Below are 20,273 nucleotides of genomic sequence, written 5' to 3'. Positions count from 1 at the left end.
ATGACCGTAGAAAAGAACCAGCGTGAACTGGAAGCTGGCATCCACACCGACCTGCAGGGCCGGCTCACCTACGGCGGCTACCTGCGTCTGGACCAGCTGCTGTCGGCCCAGCAGCCGCTGTCCAACCCGCCGCACCATGACGAGATGCTGTTCATCATCCAGCACCAGACCTCGGAGCTGTGGCTGAAGCTGCTGGCGCACGAACTGCGTGCGGCGATGGTGCACATGCAGCGCGACGAGGTCTGGCAGTGCCGCAAGGTGCTGGCGCGGGCCAAGCAGGTGCTGCGCCAGCTGACCGAGCAGTGGTCGGTGCTGGAGACGCTGACCCCGTCCGAGTACATGGGTTTCCGCGATGTGCTGGGGCCGTCCTCCGGCTTCCAGTCGCTGCAGTACCGCTCCATCGAATTCCTGCTCGGCAACAAGAACGCCGACATGCTGGCGGTGTTTGCGCATGATCCGGCCGGGCAGGCACAGCTGCAGCAGGTGCTGGATGCGCCGAGCCTGTATGAAGAATTCCTGCGCTATCTGGCACGCTTCGGCCATGCCATCCCCGACACTTACCGCGCGCGTGACTGGACCCTGCCGCATGTCAGCGACCCGTCGCTGCGCGGTGTGTTCGAGCGCATCTACCAGGACACCGACCGCTACTGGCGCGAATATGCGCTGTGCGAGGACCTGGTGGACCTGGAAAGCCAGTTCCAGCTGTGGCGCTTCCGCCACATGCGTACGGTGATGCGGGTGATCGGCTTCAAGCGCGGCACCGGCGGCTCCAGTGGCGTGGGTTTCCTCAAGCAGGCGCTGGAGCTGACCTTCTTCCCGGAACTGTTCGAAGTACGCACCAGCATCCGCGCCGATGCCTGAGCTGCGGCCGGGGCCGGCTTGCCGGGGCCCGGATAGTCCGTGGGCGTTACCTGCCGGCCCCAGTGATCCCGTCTCCTTTGGCCCGGCCGGCAGGTTTTTCCGCGCAGGCGTCAGCCAATGACCACTGTGTGCCTTCGCCCCCGCGGATTTGACGTGGTGGCGACGCTTCTGTGATCCTCGCCCGTCGTGCCGGTTCCGGCCGATCTCTTACCCAACGACCTGTTCAGGGGACACCGCATGAGCGCTGCCGCGCCGAATTCCGCATCAACCCCGGCGCCCGTGCCGGAGTTCAAGACCACCCTCGGCCATCCGCGTCCGCTGTGGATGCTGTTCATGACCGAGTTCTGGGAACGCTTCGCGTTCTATGGCATGCGCTGGGCGCTGGCGCTGTACATCGTCGCCCAGTTCTTCGACGGTGATGCCTCTGGTGAAGGTGCGGCCAGCAAGCTGTACGGCGCCTACCTGGCGCTGGTCTATGCGGCGGCGCTGTTCGGCGGTTATGTCGCCGACCGGGTGATCGGCTACCAGCGTTCGATCCTGCTCGGCGCGGTGGTGATGGCGGCCGGCCTGTTCATGGTCATCGTCCCCAACGAGACGGTGTTCAAGATCGGCCTGGCCACGATCGTGGCCGGCAATGGCCTGTTCAAGCCGAACATCTCGACCATGGTCGGCCAGCTGTATGCCACCGGTGACGAACGCCGCGATTCCGGCTTCACCCTGTTCTACATGGGCATCAACGCCGGTGCGCTGATCGCGCCGATCCTGACCGGCTGGCTGGCCGAGAACATGTTCGGCGGCTCCTCGCAGATGCCGGCCTACAAGGCGGTGTTCATCGCCTCGGGCGTGGGCATGCTGATCAGCCTGGTGTGGTTCTGGTTTGGCCGCGCGCAGCTCAAGGGCATCGGCCGTCCCATCGAAGGCGGCGAAGGCTTCGGGCGCTTGCTGCTGGTGCTGCTGGGCGTGCTGGTGGCGATCCCGGCGATCTACTTCCTGCTGACCATCGATGCCAACACCCTGCAGGTGCTGCTGACCATCCTGTTCGTGGGCCTGTGCGTGCTGATCCTGCGCGAAGGCTTCGCCAACGGTGCGGTGGCACGCGACAAGGCGATCGCGATGCTGATCATCTTCGCCTTCAACGTGCTGTTCTGGGTGTTCTTCGAACAGGCCGGCAGCTCCTTCAATTTCCTGGCGCAGAACATCGTCCAGCGCGATTTCGGCGGCTGGACGTTCCCGGTGGGCTGGTTCCAGTCGGTCAACTCGCTGGCCATCATCACCCTGGCCCCGGTCATCGCCTGGCTGTGGGTCAAGATGGGCAAGGCCAATCCGTCGATCCCGCGCAAGTTCGGCCTGGGCATCATCTTCAACGGCCTGGCGTTCCTGCTGCTGATGTTCTCGCTGTCCAGCCTGGTGGACCCGCAGAGCCTGAAGATCCCGTTCTGGACGCTGTTCATGGTCTACGTGATCCAGTCGGTGGGCGAGCTGTGCCTGTCGCCGATCGGCCTGTCGATGGTGACCAAGCTGGCACCGGTGCGCCTGATCGGCTTCGGCATGGGCGGCTGGTTCCTGTCCACCGCGATCGGCAACAACCTGTCGGGCATCTTCGCCAGCAGCGTCAGCGGCGAAGGCGGCATGACCGTGGCCTCGGCGCAGGCCGGCTACACCTTCGGTTTCTGGGTGCTGATCGGCGCCGGCGTGCTGCTGTTCCTGATCGCACCGCTGATCCAGAAGCTGATGCACGGCGTGAAGTAAGGCTCCTGTGATGATGCGGCTGCCCGCATGGGCTCCCCTGCTGCTGGCCGCGACCCTGGCCGGCTGCAATCCGCCGCCGGCCACCGCGCCGGTCGCGGTGCAGCCGCTGGACACCTCTGAGCAGAAGGCACCGGTGGCTGACATCAGCCAGCCGGTGACCTCCGGCAACACCGCCGCCGCGGCCGATGTCGCCGCGCTGGCGGCACTCAATGCACGCTTCGATCCGGCGCGCGATGCGGCCGCCGATCTGGAAATGGCCAAGGTCGAGGCCCAGCGCGGCGGCAAGCGGATCGTGCTGGAGGTGGGTGGCGAGGACTGCGCGCGCTGCCCGCTGCTGGACCGCTTCATGGAAGGGGATTCGCAACTCCGCCGCTTCCGTGACGCCCATTATGTGTGGGTGAAAGTCGATGCCGGCAGCGAGGCCGGCAGTGCCGCCCTGCTGGCGCAATTGCCGCCGGTCCAGCAGCATCCGCACTTGTTCGTGCTGGACGCCGAAGGCCGGCTGCTGCATTCCCAGCCCGCAGCCGGGCTGGAGAAGGGGCTGGGCTACGACCACGGCAGGTTTGACGGTTTTCTCAAGCACTGGGCGCCGCCCGCTGTGCCGGCCGGATGAAGCAACCGCGACGGCGCCCGGGGGCGCCGTTGTTTTTTGTGCGGCAGCCCGGGCAATCCGTCCGGCCAGTTCCGGGGTGTGCCGGGCGCGCTCTGGCCGGTGCGTCCACGGCGGGCCGGTGCCGGCCGGTTTCATTTTTCCGGCACCCGGCCGTTAACGGTTCAATCCCGTCTGCTTCCGGTATCTGCCGTGCCCGTCATGCAGCCCCTTGCCAACACGTCCTCTTCCGCCGCCGGGGAGCCGCTGCCGGACCCGGCCGGCACCGTGCTGCCCACGGTGGAGGCGCTGCTGGACGAAAGTCCGCCGAGGGAAGAGGTGGTGGCCCCGGCCTCGCGGCTGCCGCTGCTCGCTCCGCCGTCCAACATCATGCTGCAGTCGGCGGTGGCGCGGCTGGTCGAACAGAAGGACGGCATCGACGCGCTGGTGCGTGACGGGCTGCTGGCCGGACTGCTGCCGGCGGCCTGGAATGCGGTGCCGGGCAACGAGTTGCGGGCGTTCGTCGCCTCGGTGGTGCCGTTTGCCTCTGATGCGGTGCGCGGCGACACGGTGCCGGCGCAGGTGCCGCTGAAGTTCCTGCTCGGCCAGTCACACCGCTGGGGCAGGAACGAGGTGAACGAGCCGAAATCGCTGGCGGTGTACCTGGCCGCCGATGAGCGGGCCAGTGCCGGCGGCAGCGACCCGGCCGAGGTGATGCTGCTGGCGCCGCTGGGGCTGGCCTGGGCGCACCAGGGACGCAGCCGGGTGGGTTTCCTGCGGGCGATGGGTGTGGCCACGATGGCGGCACGGGTGACGACGCTGCCCTATCCGGAGGCCAGCCAGCTGGCGCTGTACCAGGTCACGGTGGACGGGGTCAGCCAGGTCTGGTGCGTACGAGACAACCAGCGGCTGCGGGTGTTGACCGCCGCTTCGCTGACATTGCCGCTGTTGACCGCTTATGGCGTCGCCGCGCCACAGTCATGGCCTGCGCAATGGCCTGATCCGCTCGAAGTTGGCGCTGAGCTGGCGCAGTTGCGTGGCGGGCGTGACGTGGTCGAGGTCGATCTGGTCAAGCTGGTGGACAAGATCAGGCGTGGCAAGGCCGGCGAGGCCTGGGCCAGCGCCAGTCTGATGCAGCTGCACACCTGGGTGCCGCGTTGGCGCTTTTTCCTGGCGTCCTTCATCGGCCTGCCGGCGGCACTGCTGCTGATTGCGGCGCTGGCGTTGCCGGGACAGATCGAGGTGGCCGCGGTGGCCGCAGCACTCGGATTCGCCGGCGGGGCCATTGCCGCACTGGCAGCGCCGTGGATCTACGCCAGGCGCAAGCACCTGAGCTGATCGCGGCGGGCGATCAACCCTCGTTCATGCGCGGCAGGCCGGCGTCGGCCAGGCGCGTGATCAGGCGTTCCAGCACCAGTTCTTCTTCTTCGGTGAGCACCGACATCAGGCGCCGGTCCATCTCGATCACCAGCGGCGCGATGCTCTCGTAGACCTCGAAGCCGGCAGCGGAAAGCGCCAGCACCGAGCGCCGGCGGTCATCGCCATGCGTTTCGCGCTTGATGAAGCCGCGCTCCAGCAGTCGCCCGACGGCGCGGCTGACGGCCACCTTGTCCATCGCCGTACGGTCGGACACCTCGGAGGCCGAGCTGCCCGGATACAGCGCCAGGATGGTGATCACCCGCCATTCGGGAATGGCCAGGCCGTAGCGGTCGCCGTACAGCCGGGCGATGTTGGCGCTGACGCGGTTGGACAACACGCTGATGCGATAGGGCAGGAACTGCTCAAGGTCCAGCAGGACGTGCGAGGCCCGGATGCTGGTGGACTTGCTGTAATCGGAAGAGCTCATGTTGCAGTGCACCTTGCTGGTGGTTACATATGAAACTATAACGTGGGATTACAACCCGCGTCGGGCGCAGGATCCAGTTGCGCCGCCGCTGGTCGACGACCGTTCTGCCTTCCGGAGCTGACCATGAATACCCCCGCCACCCACGCGCCCAATCCGGGCATGCAGGTCACCACCTTCGAAAACCCGATGGGCATCGATGGTTTCGAGTTCGTCGAATTCGCCGCCCCGGCCGGACAGGCCGACCGGCTGCACGACTACTTCAAGAACATGGGATTCACTGCCGTACTCCGCCATCGGCAGCGTGCTATTACCGTCTACCGTCAAGGCGGCGTCAACTTCCTTGTGAACGAGGAGCCGGACTCCTTTGCCGCCGACTTCGCCGCCAAGCACGGCCCCTGCGCCTGCGGCTTCGCGATCCGCTTCGGCAAGCCGGCCGCCGAGGTGCTCTCGGCCGCACGCAGCAACGGTGCCGAAGAGGTGGGCCTGCTGCCGGAAACCCGCGCGGTGCCGGCGCCGGTGATCAAGGGCATTGGCGACTGCATGCTGTATCTGGTCGACCGCTATGGCGCGGCCGGCAGCATCTACGACGCCGACTACGAGCCGATTGCCGGTGCCGAGCAGAACCCGGCCGGCTTCGGCCTGACCTTCATCGACCACCTGACCCACAACCTGTACCTGGGCAACATGCAGCAGTGGTCGGACTACTACGAGCGGCTGTTCAACTTCCGCGAGATCCGCTACTTCGACATCAAGGGTGCCAAGACCGGGCTGGTGTCCAAGGCGATGACCGCGCCGGACGGCATCGTGCGCATCCCGCTCAACGAGTCCTCCGACCCGAAGAGCCAGATCAACGAATACCTGGACGCGTACAAAGGCGAAGGCATCCAGCACATCGCCTGCTTCACCGACAACATCTATGAGACGGTGGAGGCGATGCGCGCGCATGGCGTCGAGTTCCTGGATACGCCGGACACTTATTTCGACGTGGTCGACCTGCGCATTCCCGACAACGGCGAGGACGTGGAACGCCTGCGCAGGAACAAGATCCTGATCGACGCCGACCCGGAGACCAAGCAGCGCAAGCTGCTGCAGATCTTCACCCAGAACGCGATCGGTCCGATCTTCTTCGAGATCATCCAGCGCAAGGGCAACGAGGGCTTCGGCGAAGGCAATTTCCAGGCGCTGTTCGAGAGCATCGAGCGCGACCAGATCAAGCGCGGCGTGCTGTAAGCGCACTACCATTGAGCCCCTCCCGCGCGGAGGGGCCCGGCACAACGGATACAGGCAGGTCAGTGATGGTCAGCAGTGGTTATCAATCCGGTTTCGGCAACGAATTCGCCACCGAGGCCGTGCCCGGCACCTTGCCGGTGGGGCGCAATTCGCCGCAGCAGGTGGCGCACGGGCTGTATGCCGAGCAGCTGACCGGCACTGCCTTTACCGCGCCGCGCGGGGCCAATCGCCGCAGCTGGCTGTACCGGATCCGCCCGGCGGCGATGCACGGCGAGTTCACCCCGTTCACGCAGCCGCGCCTGCATGGCGAGTTCAGCCATGCCGCGGTGTCGCCCAACCAGCTGCGCTGGGACCCACAGCCGCTGCCCACCACACCCACCGATTTCATCGAAGGCCTCTACACGATGGGTGGCAATGGCGGCCCTGCGGCGCACAGCGGTGCCGGCATCCATATGTATGCGGCCAACACCGACATGCGCGGGCGTTACTTCTACAACGCCGATGCCGAGATGCTGATCGTGCCGCAGCTCGGCCGGCTGCGGCTGCGCACCGAGCTGGGCCTGATCGAGATCGAACCGCAGCAGATCGCGGTGATCCCGCGCGGCGTGCGTTTTGCCGTCGAGCTGCCGGACGGGCAGGCGCGCGGCTATGTCTGCGAGAACTACGGTGCCCTGCTCAAGCTGCCCGACCTGGGACCGATCGGCAGCAACGGCCTGGCCAACCCGCGCGATTTCGAGACCCCGGTCGCCGCCTACGAGAACGTCGAAGGCGATTTCGAACTGGTGGCCAAGTTCCAGGGCCGGCTGTGGCGCGCGGACATCGGCCATTCGCCGCTGGATGTGGTCGGCTGGCACGGCAACTACGCGCCGTACCGCTATGACCTGCGCCATTTCAACACCATCGGTTCGATCAGCTACGACCATCCGGACCCGTCGATCTTCCTGGTGCTGCACTCGGCCAGCGATACCCCGGGCACCAGCAACCTGGACTTCGTGATCTTCCCGCCGCGCTGGCTGGTGGCGCAGGACACCTTCCGTCCGCCGTGGTTCCACCGCAACATCGCCAGCGAGTTCATGGGCCTGATCCACGGCGCGTATGACGCCAAGGCAGAGGGCTTCGTGCCCGGTGGCGCCTCGTTGCACAACTGCATGACCGGCCACGGCCCGGATGCGGCCACCTTCGACAAGGCCAGCCATGCCGACCTGTCCAAGCCGGATGTGATCGGCGACACCATGGCCTTCATGTTCGAGACGCGCGGGGTGATCTGCCCGAGCGAGCAGGCGGTGGCGGCAGCGCATCGCCAGCGTGGCTACCAGGCCTGCTGGAGCGGCCTGCGCGGCAATTTCATCCCACCGCAGGGGTAATCCGCTCCCGGTCCGGCGGCGTCCGGGTTTCCAGCACCGCCGCCAGGTGGGGGCCGGGCAGTATTTCCTGCAAGCGTTCGCGTACCCGCCGTGCATAACCGGCGGAGGTCAGTGCCGGCAGGTGGTTGAGCACCCGCTGCAGCGCTTCCACGGTGTCGTCCTCGCTGCGTGTCGCCAGCAACCCCTGGTGCAACTGCAGGGCAGTGGGATGGCGTTGCAGGGCGAGGATGTCCAGCACATACAGGCGTGCGGCGACCAGCGAGCGGCGGCGTCCGCTGACAGGCAGGGTCGCGGTGGAGGGCGGCGTTGCCGGTACTTCGACGCCGCCGTGCAGGTAGCCGTCGCGCTGCAGCTGGGCGATCAGCATCGGTGTATCGCTGCCAGCAGCACCGCCAGCTCGGCCAGCGAGCGCTTGCCGTCGCACAGGATCAGTGCGCGCCGCTGGCGCAGATCCAGCGGCGCACGATGGGCTTGCAGCGCGGCCCGGGCGAGCTCGGTCTTGCACGGTTGCATCGGGGGTGGGGCTCGACGCGGAAGGGGATGAGCCTGCCAGCGGCCCGTGAAAGACGCATTACAGCGGCGTACTCACCTGCAGGCTGCACCGTGCTGGCTAGACTCGGCCTCGACCTGCCCGGAGTCGCCGCATGAACCATATCGCCCTGTTGTTGCTGATCCTTGCCGGCCTGCTGGGTGGCTGTGAGCGCCCGCCGGCGCCCGACACTCCACCGCGTGCGGCCGAACCCACTCCTTCCTCCGCGGCAACTCCCGCGAAGGTGGCGAGCGGCGACGCCAGCTTGAAGGGCTACGGTCCGCTGCAACTGGGCATCGGCGCGGAACAGTTGCGCACGCTGTGGCCGGGCGAGTTGCAGGGCGATGTGGTGGCCGATGGCGGCTGCTATTACCTCAGTCCCGCGGGAGAGGGCGATGCGCGGCCGTTCTTCATGATCGAGGGCAACCGTTTCGTGCGCTATGACCTGCGCAGCAGTGCTGCCCCGGCACCGGGCGGCGGCACGGTCGGTATGGAGCTGGCGCAGCTGCAGGCGTTGTACCCGCATGCCGACGCTCCGCAGCCACACAAGTACGTGGCCGGTGGCAAGGTCCTGCGCGTCCCCGCTGCCGAAGGCGGCGCCGGCGTGCTGGTGATCGAGCTGGACGCCGATGGAAAGGCCAGCGCGTGGCGGGTGGGTCTGCCGCCGCAGGTGGATTACGTGGAAGGCTGCGGCTGATACCCTGCTGCCGTTTGCGGTGCGGGAGCTGGCGCGGCCCGGAACCACCGTCATCACTACCGGGAGAGACGCGCAATGTTTGAAGCCATCGTGTGGTTCGTACTGGGACTGGTGCTGTTGGCACTGGGCGGCGACTCCATCGTCAAGGCGGCCTCCGGGCTGGCGCAGCGTTTCGGCGCTTCGCCGTTTGTCGCCGGCCTGCTGCTGGTGGCGTTCGGCACCTCGCTGCCGGAGCTGGTGGTCAATGCCCGCGCGTTCGTGGTCGGCGCGCAGGACCTCGCACTGGGCAACGCGGTGGGCAGCAACATCGTCAACGTCGGCCTGACCCTGGGCCTGGCGGCACTGGCGTTCCCGCTGCTGGTGCGCACCCGGCTGCTGTCGCCGTTGTTGGTGCTGCTGGCGGTGGCCACGCTGGCGCTGATCGTGTTCGGTCTGGATGGCGTGATCAGCCGCTTCGAGGGCGTTGTGCTGCTGCTGGGCTTTGTCGCCGTGCTGGGGTTGCTGTTGTCACGCGCGCGCCGCGAACCGGTCGAGCTGCAGCAGAATATCGCCGACTACGCGACCACCCGCACGATGTTGTGGTTGAACGTGGTCCGCCTGCTGATCGCCGCGGTGGTGCTTTACTACGGCGCGCGCTGGGTGGTGCAGGCCGCGCCGCTGATCGGTGCCGGCTGGAGCATGTCGCCGCTGCTGGCCGGCCTGTTGCCGGTCGCCATCGGCACCGCGCTGCCGGAAGTGGCCGCGGCCATCGCCGCCGCGCGGCGCGGGCAGGGCGACATGGTGGTCGGCCACGTCATCGGCTCGAGCCTGTTCAACCTGCTGGTGGTGGTGGGTGGCATGGCGGCGCTGCGGCCGATGCCGCTGCCGGCCTCGTTCGTGAGGCTGGAACTGCCGGCGGCGATCGTGTTCGTGCTGATGCTGTACCCGATGCTGCGCGGTGACCTGAGGATCAGCCGTGGCGAGGGCGCGGTGCTGTTTATGGCGTTCCTGGCCTGGGTGGGGCTGGAACTGGCGCTGCTGTACTGACTGACAGGGGAAGGGAATGGGGATGCGCAAGTGGGTGGGCGGTGCGGTGCTGGGCGTGGCACTGGCCGGATGCGGGATGCTGCCCAGGCAGCCGTCGTCCTGGATCGACGCGGCGATGGCGGTGCAGCTGGCGGCCGCCGCCGGCCCCGGCCGCGGTGTGGATGGCGTGTTCGCACTGAACGTGCGCAGGACCGGTGAGGACAACGGCCGGCTGTTCCTGGGGTCGCAGCCGGACTACCGTGATCCGCGCAATCTCAGCGTCGCGCTGGATCCGCAGGCGAGGCTGGCGCTGGCCGGGCAGCTGCAGGCCGATCCGGAAACGGTGCTGAAGGACAAGCCGATCCTGGTGCGGGGTACCGCGCGCATGGTGCGCATCGACTTCACCGACGCCCAGGGCCAGCCCAGTGGCAAGTACTACTACCAGACCCATGTCCGGGTCAGCGACGCGGCGCAGATCCAGCTGCGCTGACACCGGCCGGGTCCGTACCGCATAAGCGCCGCCGCCTCAGCGCGGCGGCGTGTTGGCGTCGGCCTCGGCGTTCCCGCCGGCCGGCGGTTCCGGGCGGCTTTCCATCATCAGCGACAGCGCCGCCTTGGCCATCAGGTGGGCGCTGATCGGCGCGGTGATGAACAGGAACACGGTGATCAGCAGCTCGCGCGGCTGCGGGTCCTCGCCGAGGAAGATGTGATAGGTGACCGAGCATGCCAGCACGCAGCCCACGCCCAGCGTGCTGGCCTTGGTCGGCGCGTGCAGGCGCTTGAAAAAGTCGGAGAAACGCACCAGCCCCAGTGCCCCTATGAGGATGAAGAAACTGCCGAACAGCAGCAGCGCCGACAGTGCGATCTGCAGGAAGGTGATCATTCGACGATATCCCGGCGCAGCACGAACTTGCTCAGCACCACGGTGCTGCAGAAACCGAGCATGGCGATCACCAGCGCGGCCTCGAAGTAGATGGCCGAATCCAGATAGATGCCGAACAGCATCAGCTCGGCGATGGCGGTGACCGAGAGCGTGTCCAGCGCGAGGATGCGGTCGGGCACGGTCGGGCCACGCAGCAGCCGCCACAGCGCCAGCAGCATCGCCAGCCCGACCACGTGCATGCACGTCACCAGGGTGAGCTCGAAAATCTGGTAACCGTTCACGGGAAGATCTCCATCAATGGGGCCTCGTAGCGGCTCTTGATCTCGTGGATCAGGGCCTGCGCATCCTCAAGGTGCAGCACGTGCACCAGCAGGTGGCGGCGGTCGGCGGACAGTGCCGCCGAGACCGTGCCCGGGGTCAGGGTGATGAAGCTGGTCAGCGCGGCGATGCCGTGGATGTTGCCGATATCCAGCGGCAGCCAGATGAAGCCGGGCTTCACCTTGTGTTCCGGCCCCAGCACCTGGGCGGCCACGCGCAGGTTGCAGACCAGGATGTCCCACAGGATCACGCAGGCCAGTCGCGGCACCGGGCGCAGGCTGCCGATACGGGCGAACTCGCGGTCCAGCCGTGCCGCGAACAGTGGAATCACCAGCCCCAGCAGCATGCCCAGCAGCAACTGGCCGAGATCGAAAGTGAAGGACATCACCATCCAGAAGGCGAGGACGGTGATCGACAGGACCGGCGCCGGGAACAGCCGGCGCAACAACGGGCGGCGTGGACTCATGGCTGCCTCACCTGCGGCGTGGTGCCGCGTACATCATCCAGGTATTGCGCCGGTGCCAGCAGCTGCGCGGCGATGGCATCGGTCTGCCGCATCAGCGGCGCGGCGAAGATGGCCATCGCCACCACATAGGCCAGCAGCAGCGAGGCGGCGGCGGTTTCGAACGGACGCGGCGGCGCCTCGGATGACTCCGGTTCCGGCACCGCATCATCGTCACCGGGCACGTGCCAGAACAGGCGGATGCCGGTGCGGGTCAATCCGATGATCACCAGCAGGCTGCTGCCCAGCACCGCCGCCCACACCACGCCGGTATGTGCATCGGGAACCGCCGACAGCAGTGCGGCCTTGGCCAGGAAACCGGCCAGCGGCGGCAGGCCGGCAATGGCGACTGCGGCGACCAGGAACAGCAGGCTGGTGCCGGTCTTGCCCGGCAGCACGGTCTGTTCGCCATCGTGGTGCTGGCCGCCGCGGCGCCGGCGGCGGCGGATCAGGTCGGCCACCAGGAACAGTGCGGCGGCGGTGAAGGTGCTGTGCGGCAGGTAGTACAGGCCGGCGGAGATCGTGCCGGCGTTGCCCAGCGCGAAGGCGATGAACAGCGTCGCCGCCGACACCACCACCAGGTAGGCGACCAGCACGCTCAGGCGGGTCGCCGCCAGCGCACCCAGCGCGGCCACCAGCAAGGTGGCGATGCCCGCCCACAGCAGCCAGTCACTGCCATAGCCGCTCATCGCCCCGGCATCGGCGTCGAACCACAGGCTGCTGACCCGCAGCACCGCATACAGGCCGACCTTGGTCATGATGACGAACAACGCCGCCACTGCCGCCGGCGCGCGTGCATAGGCTTCGGGCAGCCACAGGTACAGCGGCAGCAGCGCCGCCTTGGAGCAGAACACCACCAGCAGCAGGCCCAGCGCGGCCTTGGCCAGCTTCAGGTGCGAAGGCGGCAGTTCGACGATGCGCTGGCTTATCTCGGCCATGTTCAACGATCCCAGCACCGCGTAGAGCATGCCCAGCGCGATCAGGAACAGGGTCGAGGCGGTGACGTTGAACACCACGTAATGCAGGCCGATGCGCATGCGCAGCCCGCGTCCGCCAGACAGCAGCAGGCCGTAGGAGGCGATCAGCAGCACCTCGAAGAACACGAACAGGTTGAAGATGTCGCCGGTCAGGAACGCACCGTTCAGGCCCATCAGCTGGAACTGGAACAGCGCATGGAAGTGCGGTGCGCGCCGGTCCCATCCGGTGCAGGCGTACAGCAGGCAGGCGATGGCCAACAGCAAGGTGGTGAGCAGCATCCAGCCGGCCAGCCCGTCGGCGACCAGCGCGATGCCCAGCCGCGCCGGCCAGTCGCCCAGCAGGTAGGCCGAGATCCGGCCCTGACTGGTCTGCGCGAACAGCAGCGCCACCACCACCGCCAGTGCGGCCATGCTCAGCCACGCCACGCTGCGCTGCACCTTCGGCCCGTAACGGCGGTGCTCGATGAACAATGACAACGCCGCGCCGAGCAGCGGTATCAGGACCGGCAGGACCACCAGATGGTTCATGCGCCGCCTCCCGGCTGGTCCAGCTGGCCGGCGCCAGGCCCGGTCTCATGCGCATCGACGTGGTCGCTGTGGTTGTCGCTGCGGCTGCGCATGGCCAGCACGATGCTCACCGCGGTCATCGCGAAGGCGATGACGATCGCGGTCAGCACCAGTGCCTGCGGCAACGGGTCGGTGTAGTGCGCCAGGCTTGTGGCCACGCCGTCCTTGAGCACCGGCGCCTTGCCGGTCACCGGCCGTCCGGCGCTGAAGATCAGCAGGTTGGTGGCGTAGGACAGGAAGGTCATGCCGAGGATCACGTCGAAACTGCGCGCGCGCAGCAGCAGGTAGATGCCGATGCCGGTGAGTACACCGATCGCGCTTGCAAGGGCCAGTTCCATCAGTGCATCTCCCCGGTGCGGGCCGAACGGCGGTGGATATCGATCTCGCCGTTGCGGGCGTTGCGGGTGCGCGAGGGCTTGATGGTGCCCATCATCGACAGGATCAGCATCACCCCGCCGAACACCACCAGATAAACGCCGGTATCAAAACCGATCGCACTGGCCAGCGGCACTTCGCCGATCAGCGGCAGCTGCCATTCCACGTGGCCACTGGTCAGGAACGGTACGCCGAACAGCATCGAGGCCATGCCGCTGAGCACGGCGATCAGCAGGCCCAGGCCGATGCAGCGGATGTAGTCGAAGCCGAAGCGCGACTCCACCGACACCGTGCCCTGGATCACGTACTGGATCAGCAGCGGCACCGCCAGCACCAGCCCGGCGATGAAGCCGCCGCCCGGCGCGTTGTGGCCACGCAGGAACAGGAAGATCGACACCGTCATGGTCAGCGGGAACATGATCTGCGCCAGGTCGGCCGGCACCGGCAACTTGATCGGCGGGCCGGGCATGATCTGCTCCGGCGCCATCCGTGAGCGCCGCAGCAGCGCATGCACCACCAGTGCGGCGATGCCGAACACGGTGATCTCGCCGAAGGTGTCGAAACCACGGAAGTCGACCAGGATCACGTTGACCACGTTGTGGCCGTAGGCTTCCGGCAGCGAGCGCAGCAGCAGTTCGCCGGCCATGGTGTTGGGCGGCAGCGTCATCAGCGAATAGGCCAGTGCGGTGATGCCGGTACCGGCGATGATGGCGATCAGCGCATCGCGGCGCTTGCGCCAGCGCGAGGGTTCGGGAAGCGAGCGCGCCGGCAGGTAATTCATCGCCAGCAGCATCAGTGCCAGCGTCACCATCTCCACCATCAGCTGGGTCAGTGCCAGATCCGGTGCCGACAGGAACACGAAGGTCAGCGCCACCATCAACCCGGTGCCGCCCATCACGATCACCGCCAGCAGGCGCTGCTGGAACAGGAACAGCGCCGCGAACGCGCAGGCCAGCATCACCAGCCACAGGGTCCAGCCCAGCAGTGGCAGCGGTTGCGGGGCCGGCCACACGGGCATGGCCGGATCGGCGACATAGGGCGCGGCCACCACGAGCATCGCCACCAGCACCAGCGCCAGCAGCATGCGCTGCAGGCTGCCGTTGGCCAGCGCGGCAGTGAAGCGGTGGGCCAGCCCGGACAGCACTTCCAGATTGCGCTGGAACAGCTGCTTGCCCACCGGCCGGTTGCGTGCGGCATACAGATCGGTGAAGCGGCGCAGGCCGACATACAGGGCGATGCCGCCGGCGACGCCGATCGCGCTCATCGCCAGTGGCAGATTGAAGCCGTGCCACACCGCCAGGCTGTAGTCCGGCAACGCCGGGCCGAGGATCGCCTGCGCGCCGGCCCGCAAGGTCGTGGCCACGGTCAGCGCCGGTACGATGCCCACCGCCAGACAGATGACCACCAGCACCGCCACCGGCACCTTCATCCAACGCGGCGGCTCATGCGGCACCACGTCGATGTCCAGCGGTCCCTTGCCGAAGAAGGTGTCATGGACGAAGCGCAGGCTGTAGGCCACGCCCAGCACGCCGGCCAGCAGCGCGGCCAGGCTGACCGCGTTGCGCATCCAGTCCGGGCCTTCGGTGGCCAGCGCCTCGGCGAACAGCATTTCCTTGGACAGGAAGCCGTTGAGCAGCGGAATGCCGGCCATCGCCAGCGAGGCGACGATCGCCAGCGCGCTGGTGACCGGCATCAGCTTGCGCAGGCCGCCGAGGCGGCGCATGTCGCGGGTGCCGGTCTCGTGGTCGATGATGCCGGCGGCCATGAACAGCGAGGCCTTGAAGGTGGCGTGGTTGAGGATGTGGAACACGCCGGCCACCACCGCCATCGGTGTGGACAGGCCGAACAGCAGGGTGATCAGGCCCAGGTGCGAGATCGTCGAATAGGCCAGTAGGCCCTTGAGGTCGTGCTGGAAGATCGCATTCCAGGCGCCGATAAGCAGGGTGATCGCGCCGATGCCGCTGACCACGTAGAAGAACAGCTCGGTGCCGGCCAGTGCCGGGTGCAGCCGCGCCAGCAGGAACACGCCGGCCTTCACCATCGTCGCCGAGTGCAGATAGGCCGACACCGGCGTCGGTGCCGCCATCGCATGCGGCAGCCAGAACTGGAACGGGAACTGCGCGCTCTTGGTGAAGATGCCGGCCAGCACCAGCAGCAGCGCCCACGGATACAGCGCACTGCTGCGGATCAGCTCGCCCGAAGCCAGCACCACGTCCAGGTCGAAACTGCCGACGATGCGGCCGATCAGCAGCACGCCGCCGAGCAGCGTCAGGCCGCCGGCACCGGTGATGATCAGCGCCATGCGCGCGCCTTCGCGCGCCTCCCTGCGGTGCGACCAGAAGCCGATCAGCAGGAACGAGCTGATGCTGGTCAGTTCCCAGAACACCATCAGCAGCAACAGGTTGCCGGACAGCACCATGCCCAGCATCGCGCCCATGAACAGCAGCAGGTAGCTGTAGAAACGCCGCGTGCTGTCCTGCGGTGACAGGTAGTAATGCGCATACAGCACCACCAGTGCACCGATGCCCAGCACCAGCCCGGTGAACATCCACGCCAGGCCGTCCAGGCGCAGGGTGATGTCCAGCCCGATCTGCGGCAGCCATTGCCAGCTGCTGCGGACCACTTCGCCGTCCAGCACCGCCGGCGTCAGGCTGCCGAGCAGGGCCAGTCCCAGCAGCGGCGCGGCACCTGCAAGCCCGGCGGCGGCAACGCGCGACAGACGACCGGACAGGGCGATGACGGCGGCCAGCAGGAAGGGCAACGCAAGGAGCAGCAACAGGACTGGCGGCATGCAGGGGAGGTGGGTGAAGCGGATGGCTTTCAAGTCTAGCAGGCGCGTTTTTACCGCTCGTCGCGTTTTATGAACAAGCCGTTCTATTTCAGTGGGGCGGCATGCCGGTACACCGCGTTGTGCCTGTGTGGACAGTCGCGGGAAACGCTGGTTCTGCATCTGCGACGGGAGGGGCCGGTGCGGGAAATCCGCCGCGTTCGCCTATCCTTGGCACATGGAAAATGATCTGGACATGTCCGCCGTTTCCCGCAAGGCGCTGGTATTCGGCGCCAGCGGCCAGATCGGCGTGTGCCTGCTGGCGAACCTGCGCGCCGCTGGCTGGACGGTGACGGCGGTGTCACGCCAGCCGCAACTTCCCGGGCCGGGACTGTGCTGGGTGCAGGGGGATCTTTCCGGTGCCTGGCAGGGGGCCGATGATTTCGACGCGGTGTTCTGCTGCGGCCCGCTCGATCACTTCGCGCGCTGGTATGCGGCTTCGACCATGCACGCGCCGCGCGTGGTCGCTTTCGGTTCCACCAGTGTGGAGGTCAAGCGCGATTCCAGCGACCCGGCCGAGCGCGATGTCGCCCGGCGCCTGCGCGAGGCCGAGCAGCTGCTGTTCGCCACTGCCGCCGGACGTGGCGTCGCCGTCACCGTGCTGCGGCCTACCCTGGTGTATGGGGCAGGGCGCGACAAGACCCTGAGCGCGATCGCGGCACTGGCCACCCGTACCGGTTTCTTCCTCCTGCCCACCTGCGCCACCGGCCTGCGCCAGCCGGTGCATGTGCAGGATCTGGGCGATGCGGCACTGCGCGTGGTCGAATTTCCGGAAACCGCCGGGCGCGCCTATGCGCTGGGTGGCGGGGAAATCCTCGGCTACAGCGAAATGGTGCGACGGGTGCTGGCCTCGCTGGCGACGCGCCCCCGGTTGTGGCGGGTACCGACGCCGCTGTTCACGCTGGCATTGCGCGTGGCGCATACCAGCGGACGGCTGCAGAACATCAACCGGGCCGCACTGGCACGCATGCGCGAACCGCTGGTGTTCGACACCGGCCCGGCGCAGCGCGACTTCGGCTATGCGCCGCGGCCGTTCCTGCCGACCCGGGAAATGGTCGGGCTGTAGCCGGCTGCCGTGCGCGGCGATTGCGGCGGCTCCTTGCCGGCGTCGCTACCGTCCGGTATGCCGCGTACGGGCGTTAGTAGCGCCAGCCGAATTGCCGGAACAGCTTGGCCAGCACCCAGATCGGGCCGATCAGCAGGTAGGTCAGGTCGGTGAGGAAGCTGGGACGGCGGCCTTCGATCTTGTGGCCGATGAACTGCGCAATCCACGCCACCACGAACACGCCGATGGCGATGTACAGCAGCATCGTGATTCCCAGACGGTCTTCCAGCAGCCGGCAGATGCAGCCGAACACGAAGAAGATGATCAGCATGCCGATGCCCAGCGGGCGTGACAGGCGGTTGTACCAGACCCAGGTGGCGAACATCGCCAGGGCGGCCCAGATGCCGTGCTGGAACCAGGTCAACAGCGGCGGGATGCACCACAGCAGGGCGATCACCGACCACAAGATGGCGGGAACCGCGACCACGTGGATGGCCTGGTTGGTGTGGTTGACGTGATCGCCGGAATAGCTGGCGAAGTACCGGTCTACCGGGCGTGCGATGCGCGTGTCCATGGTCTCTCCCACCTGTGGTGGGCCGAGCATAGCGCGGCTTCCCTACGGCTGCGCACGGTGCGCAGCCGTAGGGGCGGGGTCAGTCGATGTGGATGCCGGCCAGCCGCTGCAGCGCTTCGGCGTACTTGGCGCGGGTGTGTTCGATCACCGAGGCTGGCAGCGCCGGGCCCGGGGCGGTCTTGTCCCAGTCCAGCGTCTCCAGATAGTCGCGCACGAACTGCTTGTCGTAGCTCGGCGGGCTGATGCCGACCTGGTACTCGTCGGCCGGCCAGTAGCGCGAGGAATCGGGCGTGAGCATCTCGTCCATGATGTACAGGCGGCCGTCGGCGTCGGTGCCGAACTCGAACTTGGTGTCCGCCAGCAGGATGCCGCGCTCGGCCGCATAACCGGCGGCGAACTTGTAGATACGCAAGGTGGCATCGCGCACCTTCTCGGCCAGGTCCGCGCCCACTGCCTTGACCATTGCGTCGAAATCGATGTTCTCGTCATGGTCGCCGACAGCCGCCTTGGTGGACGGGGTGAAGATCGGCTCGGGCAGCTTCTCGGCCTGCTGCAGGCCGTCGGGCAGGGCGATGCCGCTGACCTTGCCGGTGCGCTGGTAGTCCTTCCAGCCGCTGCCGATCACATAGCCGCGGGCGATCGCTTCCACCGGCACCGGCTTGAGCTTTTTGGTCACCACCGCACGCTTGGCGTACAGCGCCGGATCGACGCCCTCGGGCAGCACGCTGGCCACATCGATGCCGGTCAGGTGGTTGGGCATCAGGTGTTCGGTCTGCTTGAACCAGAAATTGGACACCTGGCACAGCATCTCGCCCTTGCCCGGGATCGGGTCGGGCAGCACCACGTCGAATGCCGACAGGCGATCGGTGGCCACGATCAGCAGGTACTCGCCCGCAGGCGTATCGGCAGGCAGGCGTTCGCGCGGGATATCGAATACATCACGCACCTTGCCGCGATGGCGCAAGGGCAGGCCGGGAAGATCGGATTGCAGCAGCGTGGTCGGCACGGGCACTCCTGGGGCTTGGCAATGATGCCGCCGGCGTGGAGGACCCGGATCTGGAGGACCCGCTGGGCCCGCGGCTGGACGGCGGGCGGCCTAGTGTAAAGCCGGATTGGCCCGCTGTGGCATAAAATGCGGCTCCAATCCATCCACAGGCCATACCCTCGTCCATGCGCTGGTACGGAAAACTGCTCGGTTTCATCGCCGGGGCCCTGCTGTTCAGGCCCAACCCCCTGTTTGGCGCGGTCATCGGCCTGCTGCTGGGGCACGCCTTCGACAGCGACTGGTTCCGGCTGGGCAGGGACCTGCCGTACCGCGAGCTGGGCGTCACCCGCGAGGCCACCGACGCCGAGATCGACCTGGCCTACCGCCGGCTGATGTCCCAGTACCACCCCGACAAGGTGGCCGGCGCCGCGCCCGAGCTGCGCGAACAGGCCGAAAAAAAGGCCCGGCAGATCAATGCCGCCTACGACCGCATCAAAGCCCTGCGCAAGCGCTGAGAGCGTGCCCACCTTCCTGCTGCGCTCGCCCCACGCCCCGCGTGCGTTGCTCGCAATGCTCACGTATTCCACATACGCTGCGCTTGCTCCGCTACGCCACGGCGCGCAGACCGTCGCTCGCGACGGAACGTGAACCCGTTCTACAAGGCTCTTCCACCATGTCCAACTGCATCATCGCCCCCTCCATCCTGTCGGCCAATTTCGCCAAGCTCGGCGAGGAGGTCGACAACGTGCTGGCCGCTGGCGCCGACTGGGTCCATTTCGACGTGATGGACAACCATTACGTGCCCAACCTCACCATTGGCCCGATGGTCTGCCAGGCGCTGCGCAAGCACGGCGTGACCGCGCCGATCGACGTGCACCTGATGGTCGAGCCGGTAGACCGTATCGTCCCGGACTTCGCCGAGGCCGGCGCCAGCATCATCAGCTTCCACCCGGAAGCCAGCCGCCACGTGCATCGCACCATCCAGCTGATCAAGTCGCACGGCTGCAAGGCCGGACTGGTACTGAATCCGGGTACGTCGGTGGAAGTGCTGGACTGGGTGCTGGAGGACCTGGACCTGGTGCTGCTGATGTCGGTCAACCCCGGCTTCGGCGGCCAGGCGTTCATCCCGTCCACGCTGGACAAGCTGCGCGCGGTGCGGGCGATGATCGACAAGCTCGGCAAGCCGATCACCCTGGAAGTGGATGGTGGCGTCAAGGCCGACAACATCGGTGCGATCGCCGCTGCTGGCGCCGACGCGTTTGTCGCCGGCTCGGCCATCTTCAATGCGCCGGACTATGCCGACGTGATTGCCAAAATGCGTACGAACGTCGCCACGGCGCGAAGCTGAGC

At 67.2% G+C, this 20,273-nt stretch carries 23 protein-coding genes; 12 read left to right on the top strand and 11 right to left on the bottom strand.

Translation table 11 applies throughout. The annotated features are described in order from the left end of the window. From ACSBPQ_RS13355 to ACSBPQ_RS13340, 4 genes are all read left to right on the top strand, one after another. Positions 1-861, top strand: a complete 861-nt coding sequence (locus ACSBPQ_RS13355) for a tryptophan 2,3-dioxygenase (protein ID WP_442682594.1) — start codon at positions 1-3, stop codon at positions 859-861. A 237-nt stretch (positions 862-1,098) separates the two neighbouring features. After that, positions 1,099-2,610: a peptide MFS transporter gene (locus ACSBPQ_RS13350; protein WP_442682593.1), complete on the top strand. Its 1,512-nt coding sequence runs from the start codon at positions 1,099-1,101 to the stop codon at positions 2,608-2,610. Positions 2,611-2,623: 13 nt separating this feature from the next. Beyond that, on the top strand, positions 2,624-3,223 hold the full coding sequence (locus ACSBPQ_RS13345) for a disulfide bond formation protein DsbD (RefSeq protein ID WP_442684593.1): 600 nt from the start codon (positions 2,624-2,626) through the stop codon (positions 3,221-3,223). A 198-nt stretch (positions 3,224-3,421) separates the two neighbouring features. Then, positions 3,422-4,537, top strand: coding sequence for a hypothetical protein (locus ACSBPQ_RS13340; RefSeq protein WP_442682592.1), 1,116 nt, complete (start codon positions 3,422-3,424; stop codon positions 4,535-4,537). A 13-nt stretch (positions 4,538-4,550) separates the two neighbouring features. Here ACSBPQ_RS13340 and ACSBPQ_RS13335 read toward each other — a convergent pair whose 3' ends face one another. Then, a complete protein-coding gene (locus ACSBPQ_RS13335; protein ID WP_442682591.1) occupies positions 4,551-5,045 on the bottom strand; it encodes a MarR family winged helix-turn-helix transcriptional regulator in 495 nt (164 codons plus the stop codon). A 123-nt stretch (positions 5,046-5,168) separates the two neighbouring features. On the opposite strand from ACSBPQ_RS13335, the gene hppD reads away from it, so the two are divergent. Together hppD and hmgA are read left to right on the top strand one after the other, a co-directional pair. Then, positions 5,169-6,275, top strand: a complete 1,107-nt coding sequence (gene hppD / locus ACSBPQ_RS13330) for a 4-hydroxyphenylpyruvate dioxygenase (RefSeq protein WP_442682590.1) — start codon at positions 5,169-5,171, stop codon at positions 6,273-6,275. 65 nt (positions 6,276-6,340) lie between these two features. After that, positions 6,341-7,639: a homogentisate 1,2-dioxygenase gene (gene hmgA / locus ACSBPQ_RS13325; protein ID WP_442682589.1), complete on the top strand. Its 1,299-nt coding sequence runs from the start codon at positions 6,341-6,343 to the stop codon at positions 7,637-7,639. On the opposite strand, the gene ACSBPQ_RS13320 is transcribed toward hmgA, so the two are convergent. Both ACSBPQ_RS13320 and ACSBPQ_RS13315 read right to left on the bottom strand, forming a co-directional pair. Further along, complete coding sequence (locus ACSBPQ_RS13320; protein ID WP_442682588.1) at positions 7,620-8,006, bottom strand: hypothetical protein; 387 nt, start codon at positions 8,004-8,006, stop codon at positions 7,620-7,622. The two genes, hmgA and ACSBPQ_RS13320, sit on opposite strands and share 20 nt — an antisense overlap. After that, entirely contained in the window at positions 8,000-8,152 is a 153-nt protein-coding gene (locus ACSBPQ_RS13315) for a hypothetical protein (protein ID WP_442682587.1), read from the bottom strand. The genes ACSBPQ_RS13320 and ACSBPQ_RS13315 overlap by 7 nt, the downstream gene beginning before the upstream one ends. Positions 8,153-8,283: 131 nt before the next feature. On the opposite strand from ACSBPQ_RS13315, the gene ACSBPQ_RS13310 reads away from it, so the two are divergent. The 3 genes from ACSBPQ_RS13310 to ACSBPQ_RS13300 all read left to right on the top strand — a co-directional run bounded on the left by ACSBPQ_RS13310 (position 8,284) and on the right by ACSBPQ_RS13300 (position 10,360). Further along, positions 8,284-8,865, top strand: a complete 582-nt coding sequence (locus ACSBPQ_RS13310; protein ID WP_442682586.1) for a lectin — start codon at positions 8,284-8,286, stop codon at positions 8,863-8,865. 75 nt (positions 8,866-8,940) lie between these two features. Further along, a complete protein-coding gene (locus tag ACSBPQ_RS13305; RefSeq protein WP_442682585.1) occupies positions 8,941-9,891 on the top strand; it encodes a calcium/sodium antiporter in 951 nt (316 codons plus the stop codon). Between the two features lie 22 nt (positions 9,892-9,913). Next, positions 9,914-10,360, top strand: a complete 447-nt coding sequence (locus ACSBPQ_RS13300; protein ID WP_442682584.1) for a hypothetical protein — start codon at positions 9,914-9,916, stop codon at positions 10,358-10,360. A gap of 36 nt (positions 10,361-10,396) precedes the next feature. Here the strand turns inward: ACSBPQ_RS13300 and ACSBPQ_RS13295 are convergent, their stop codons facing one another. The 6 genes from ACSBPQ_RS13295 to ACSBPQ_RS13270 are packed head-to-tail and all read right to left on the bottom strand — an operon-like array spanning position 10,397 to position 16,283. Continuing rightward, complete coding sequence (locus ACSBPQ_RS13295; RefSeq protein WP_442682583.1) at positions 10,397-10,753, bottom strand: Na+/H+ antiporter subunit G; 357 nt, start codon at positions 10,751-10,753, stop codon at positions 10,397-10,399. Further along, a complete protein-coding gene (locus tag ACSBPQ_RS13290; RefSeq protein ID WP_442684592.1) occupies positions 10,750-10,992 on the bottom strand; it encodes a K+/H+ antiporter subunit F in 243 nt (80 codons plus the stop codon). Before ACSBPQ_RS13290 ends, ACSBPQ_RS13295 begins: the two co-directional genes overlap by 4 nt. Positions 10,993-11,030: 38 nt before the next feature. After that, positions 11,031-11,537 carry a Na+/H+ antiporter subunit E gene (locus tag ACSBPQ_RS13285; RefSeq protein WP_442682582.1) on the bottom strand — a complete coding sequence of 169 codons (507 nt, stop codon included), beginning with the start codon at positions 11,535-11,537 and terminating at the stop codon, positions 11,031-11,033. Then, positions 11,534-13,078, bottom strand: a complete 1,545-nt coding sequence (locus ACSBPQ_RS13280; protein ID WP_442682581.1) for a monovalent cation/H+ antiporter subunit D — start codon at positions 13,076-13,078, stop codon at positions 11,534-11,536. The genes ACSBPQ_RS13285 and ACSBPQ_RS13280 overlap by 4 nt, the downstream gene beginning before the upstream one ends. Beyond that, positions 13,075-13,455 (bottom strand): Na+/H+ antiporter subunit C, encoded by a 381-nt coding sequence (locus ACSBPQ_RS13275; RefSeq protein WP_442682580.1) that lies wholly within the window; start codon positions 13,453-13,455, stop codon positions 13,075-13,077. Before ACSBPQ_RS13275 ends, ACSBPQ_RS13280 begins: the two co-directional genes overlap by 4 nt. Next, the gene (locus ACSBPQ_RS13270; RefSeq protein WP_442682579.1) at positions 13,455-16,283 is read right to left on the bottom strand and encodes a monovalent cation/H+ antiporter subunit A; all 2,829 of its coding nucleotides are present in this window, start codon (positions 16,281-16,283) and stop codon (positions 13,455-13,457) included. Before ACSBPQ_RS13270 ends, ACSBPQ_RS13275 begins: the two co-directional genes overlap by 1 nt. Positions 16,284-16,515: 232 nt before the next feature. On the opposite strand from ACSBPQ_RS13270, the gene ACSBPQ_RS13265 reads away from it, so the two are divergent. Then, entirely contained in the window at positions 16,516-17,385 is an 870-nt protein-coding gene (locus tag ACSBPQ_RS13265; RefSeq protein WP_442682578.1) for an SDR family oxidoreductase, read from the top strand. A 73-nt stretch (positions 17,386-17,458) separates the two neighbouring features. On the opposite strand, the gene ACSBPQ_RS13260 is transcribed toward ACSBPQ_RS13265, so the two are convergent. After that, entirely contained in the window at positions 17,459-17,938 is a 480-nt protein-coding gene (locus tag ACSBPQ_RS13260; protein WP_442682577.1) for an Mpo1 family 2-hydroxy fatty acid dioxygenase, read from the bottom strand. A 79-nt stretch (positions 17,939-18,017) separates the two neighbouring features. After that, on the bottom strand, positions 18,018-18,944 hold the full coding sequence (locus ACSBPQ_RS13255; RefSeq protein WP_442682576.1) for a phosphoribosylaminoimidazolesuccinocarboxamide synthase: 927 nt from the start codon (positions 18,942-18,944) through the stop codon (positions 18,018-18,020). Positions 18,945-19,108: 164 nt separating this feature from the next. On the opposite strand from ACSBPQ_RS13255, the gene ACSBPQ_RS13250 reads away from it, so the two are divergent. Together ACSBPQ_RS13250 and rpe are read left to right on the top strand one after the other, a co-directional pair. Beyond that, complete coding sequence (locus ACSBPQ_RS13250) at positions 19,109-19,438, top strand: J domain-containing protein (RefSeq protein WP_442682575.1); 330 nt, start codon at positions 19,109-19,111, stop codon at positions 19,436-19,438. 158 nt (positions 19,439-19,596) lie between these two features. After that, entirely contained in the window at positions 19,597-20,271 is a 675-nt protein-coding gene (gene rpe, locus ACSBPQ_RS13245; protein ID WP_442682574.1) for a ribulose-phosphate 3-epimerase, read from the top strand. Positions 20,272-20,273 lie beyond the last annotated feature (2 nt).

Source organism: Stenotrophomonas sp. JC08 (assembly GCF_052180205.1).
Lineage (GTDB): Bacteria > Pseudomonadota > Gammaproteobacteria > Xanthomonadales > Xanthomonadaceae > Stenotrophomonas.
This window is presented reverse-complemented; position numbering and strand designations above follow the sequence as displayed.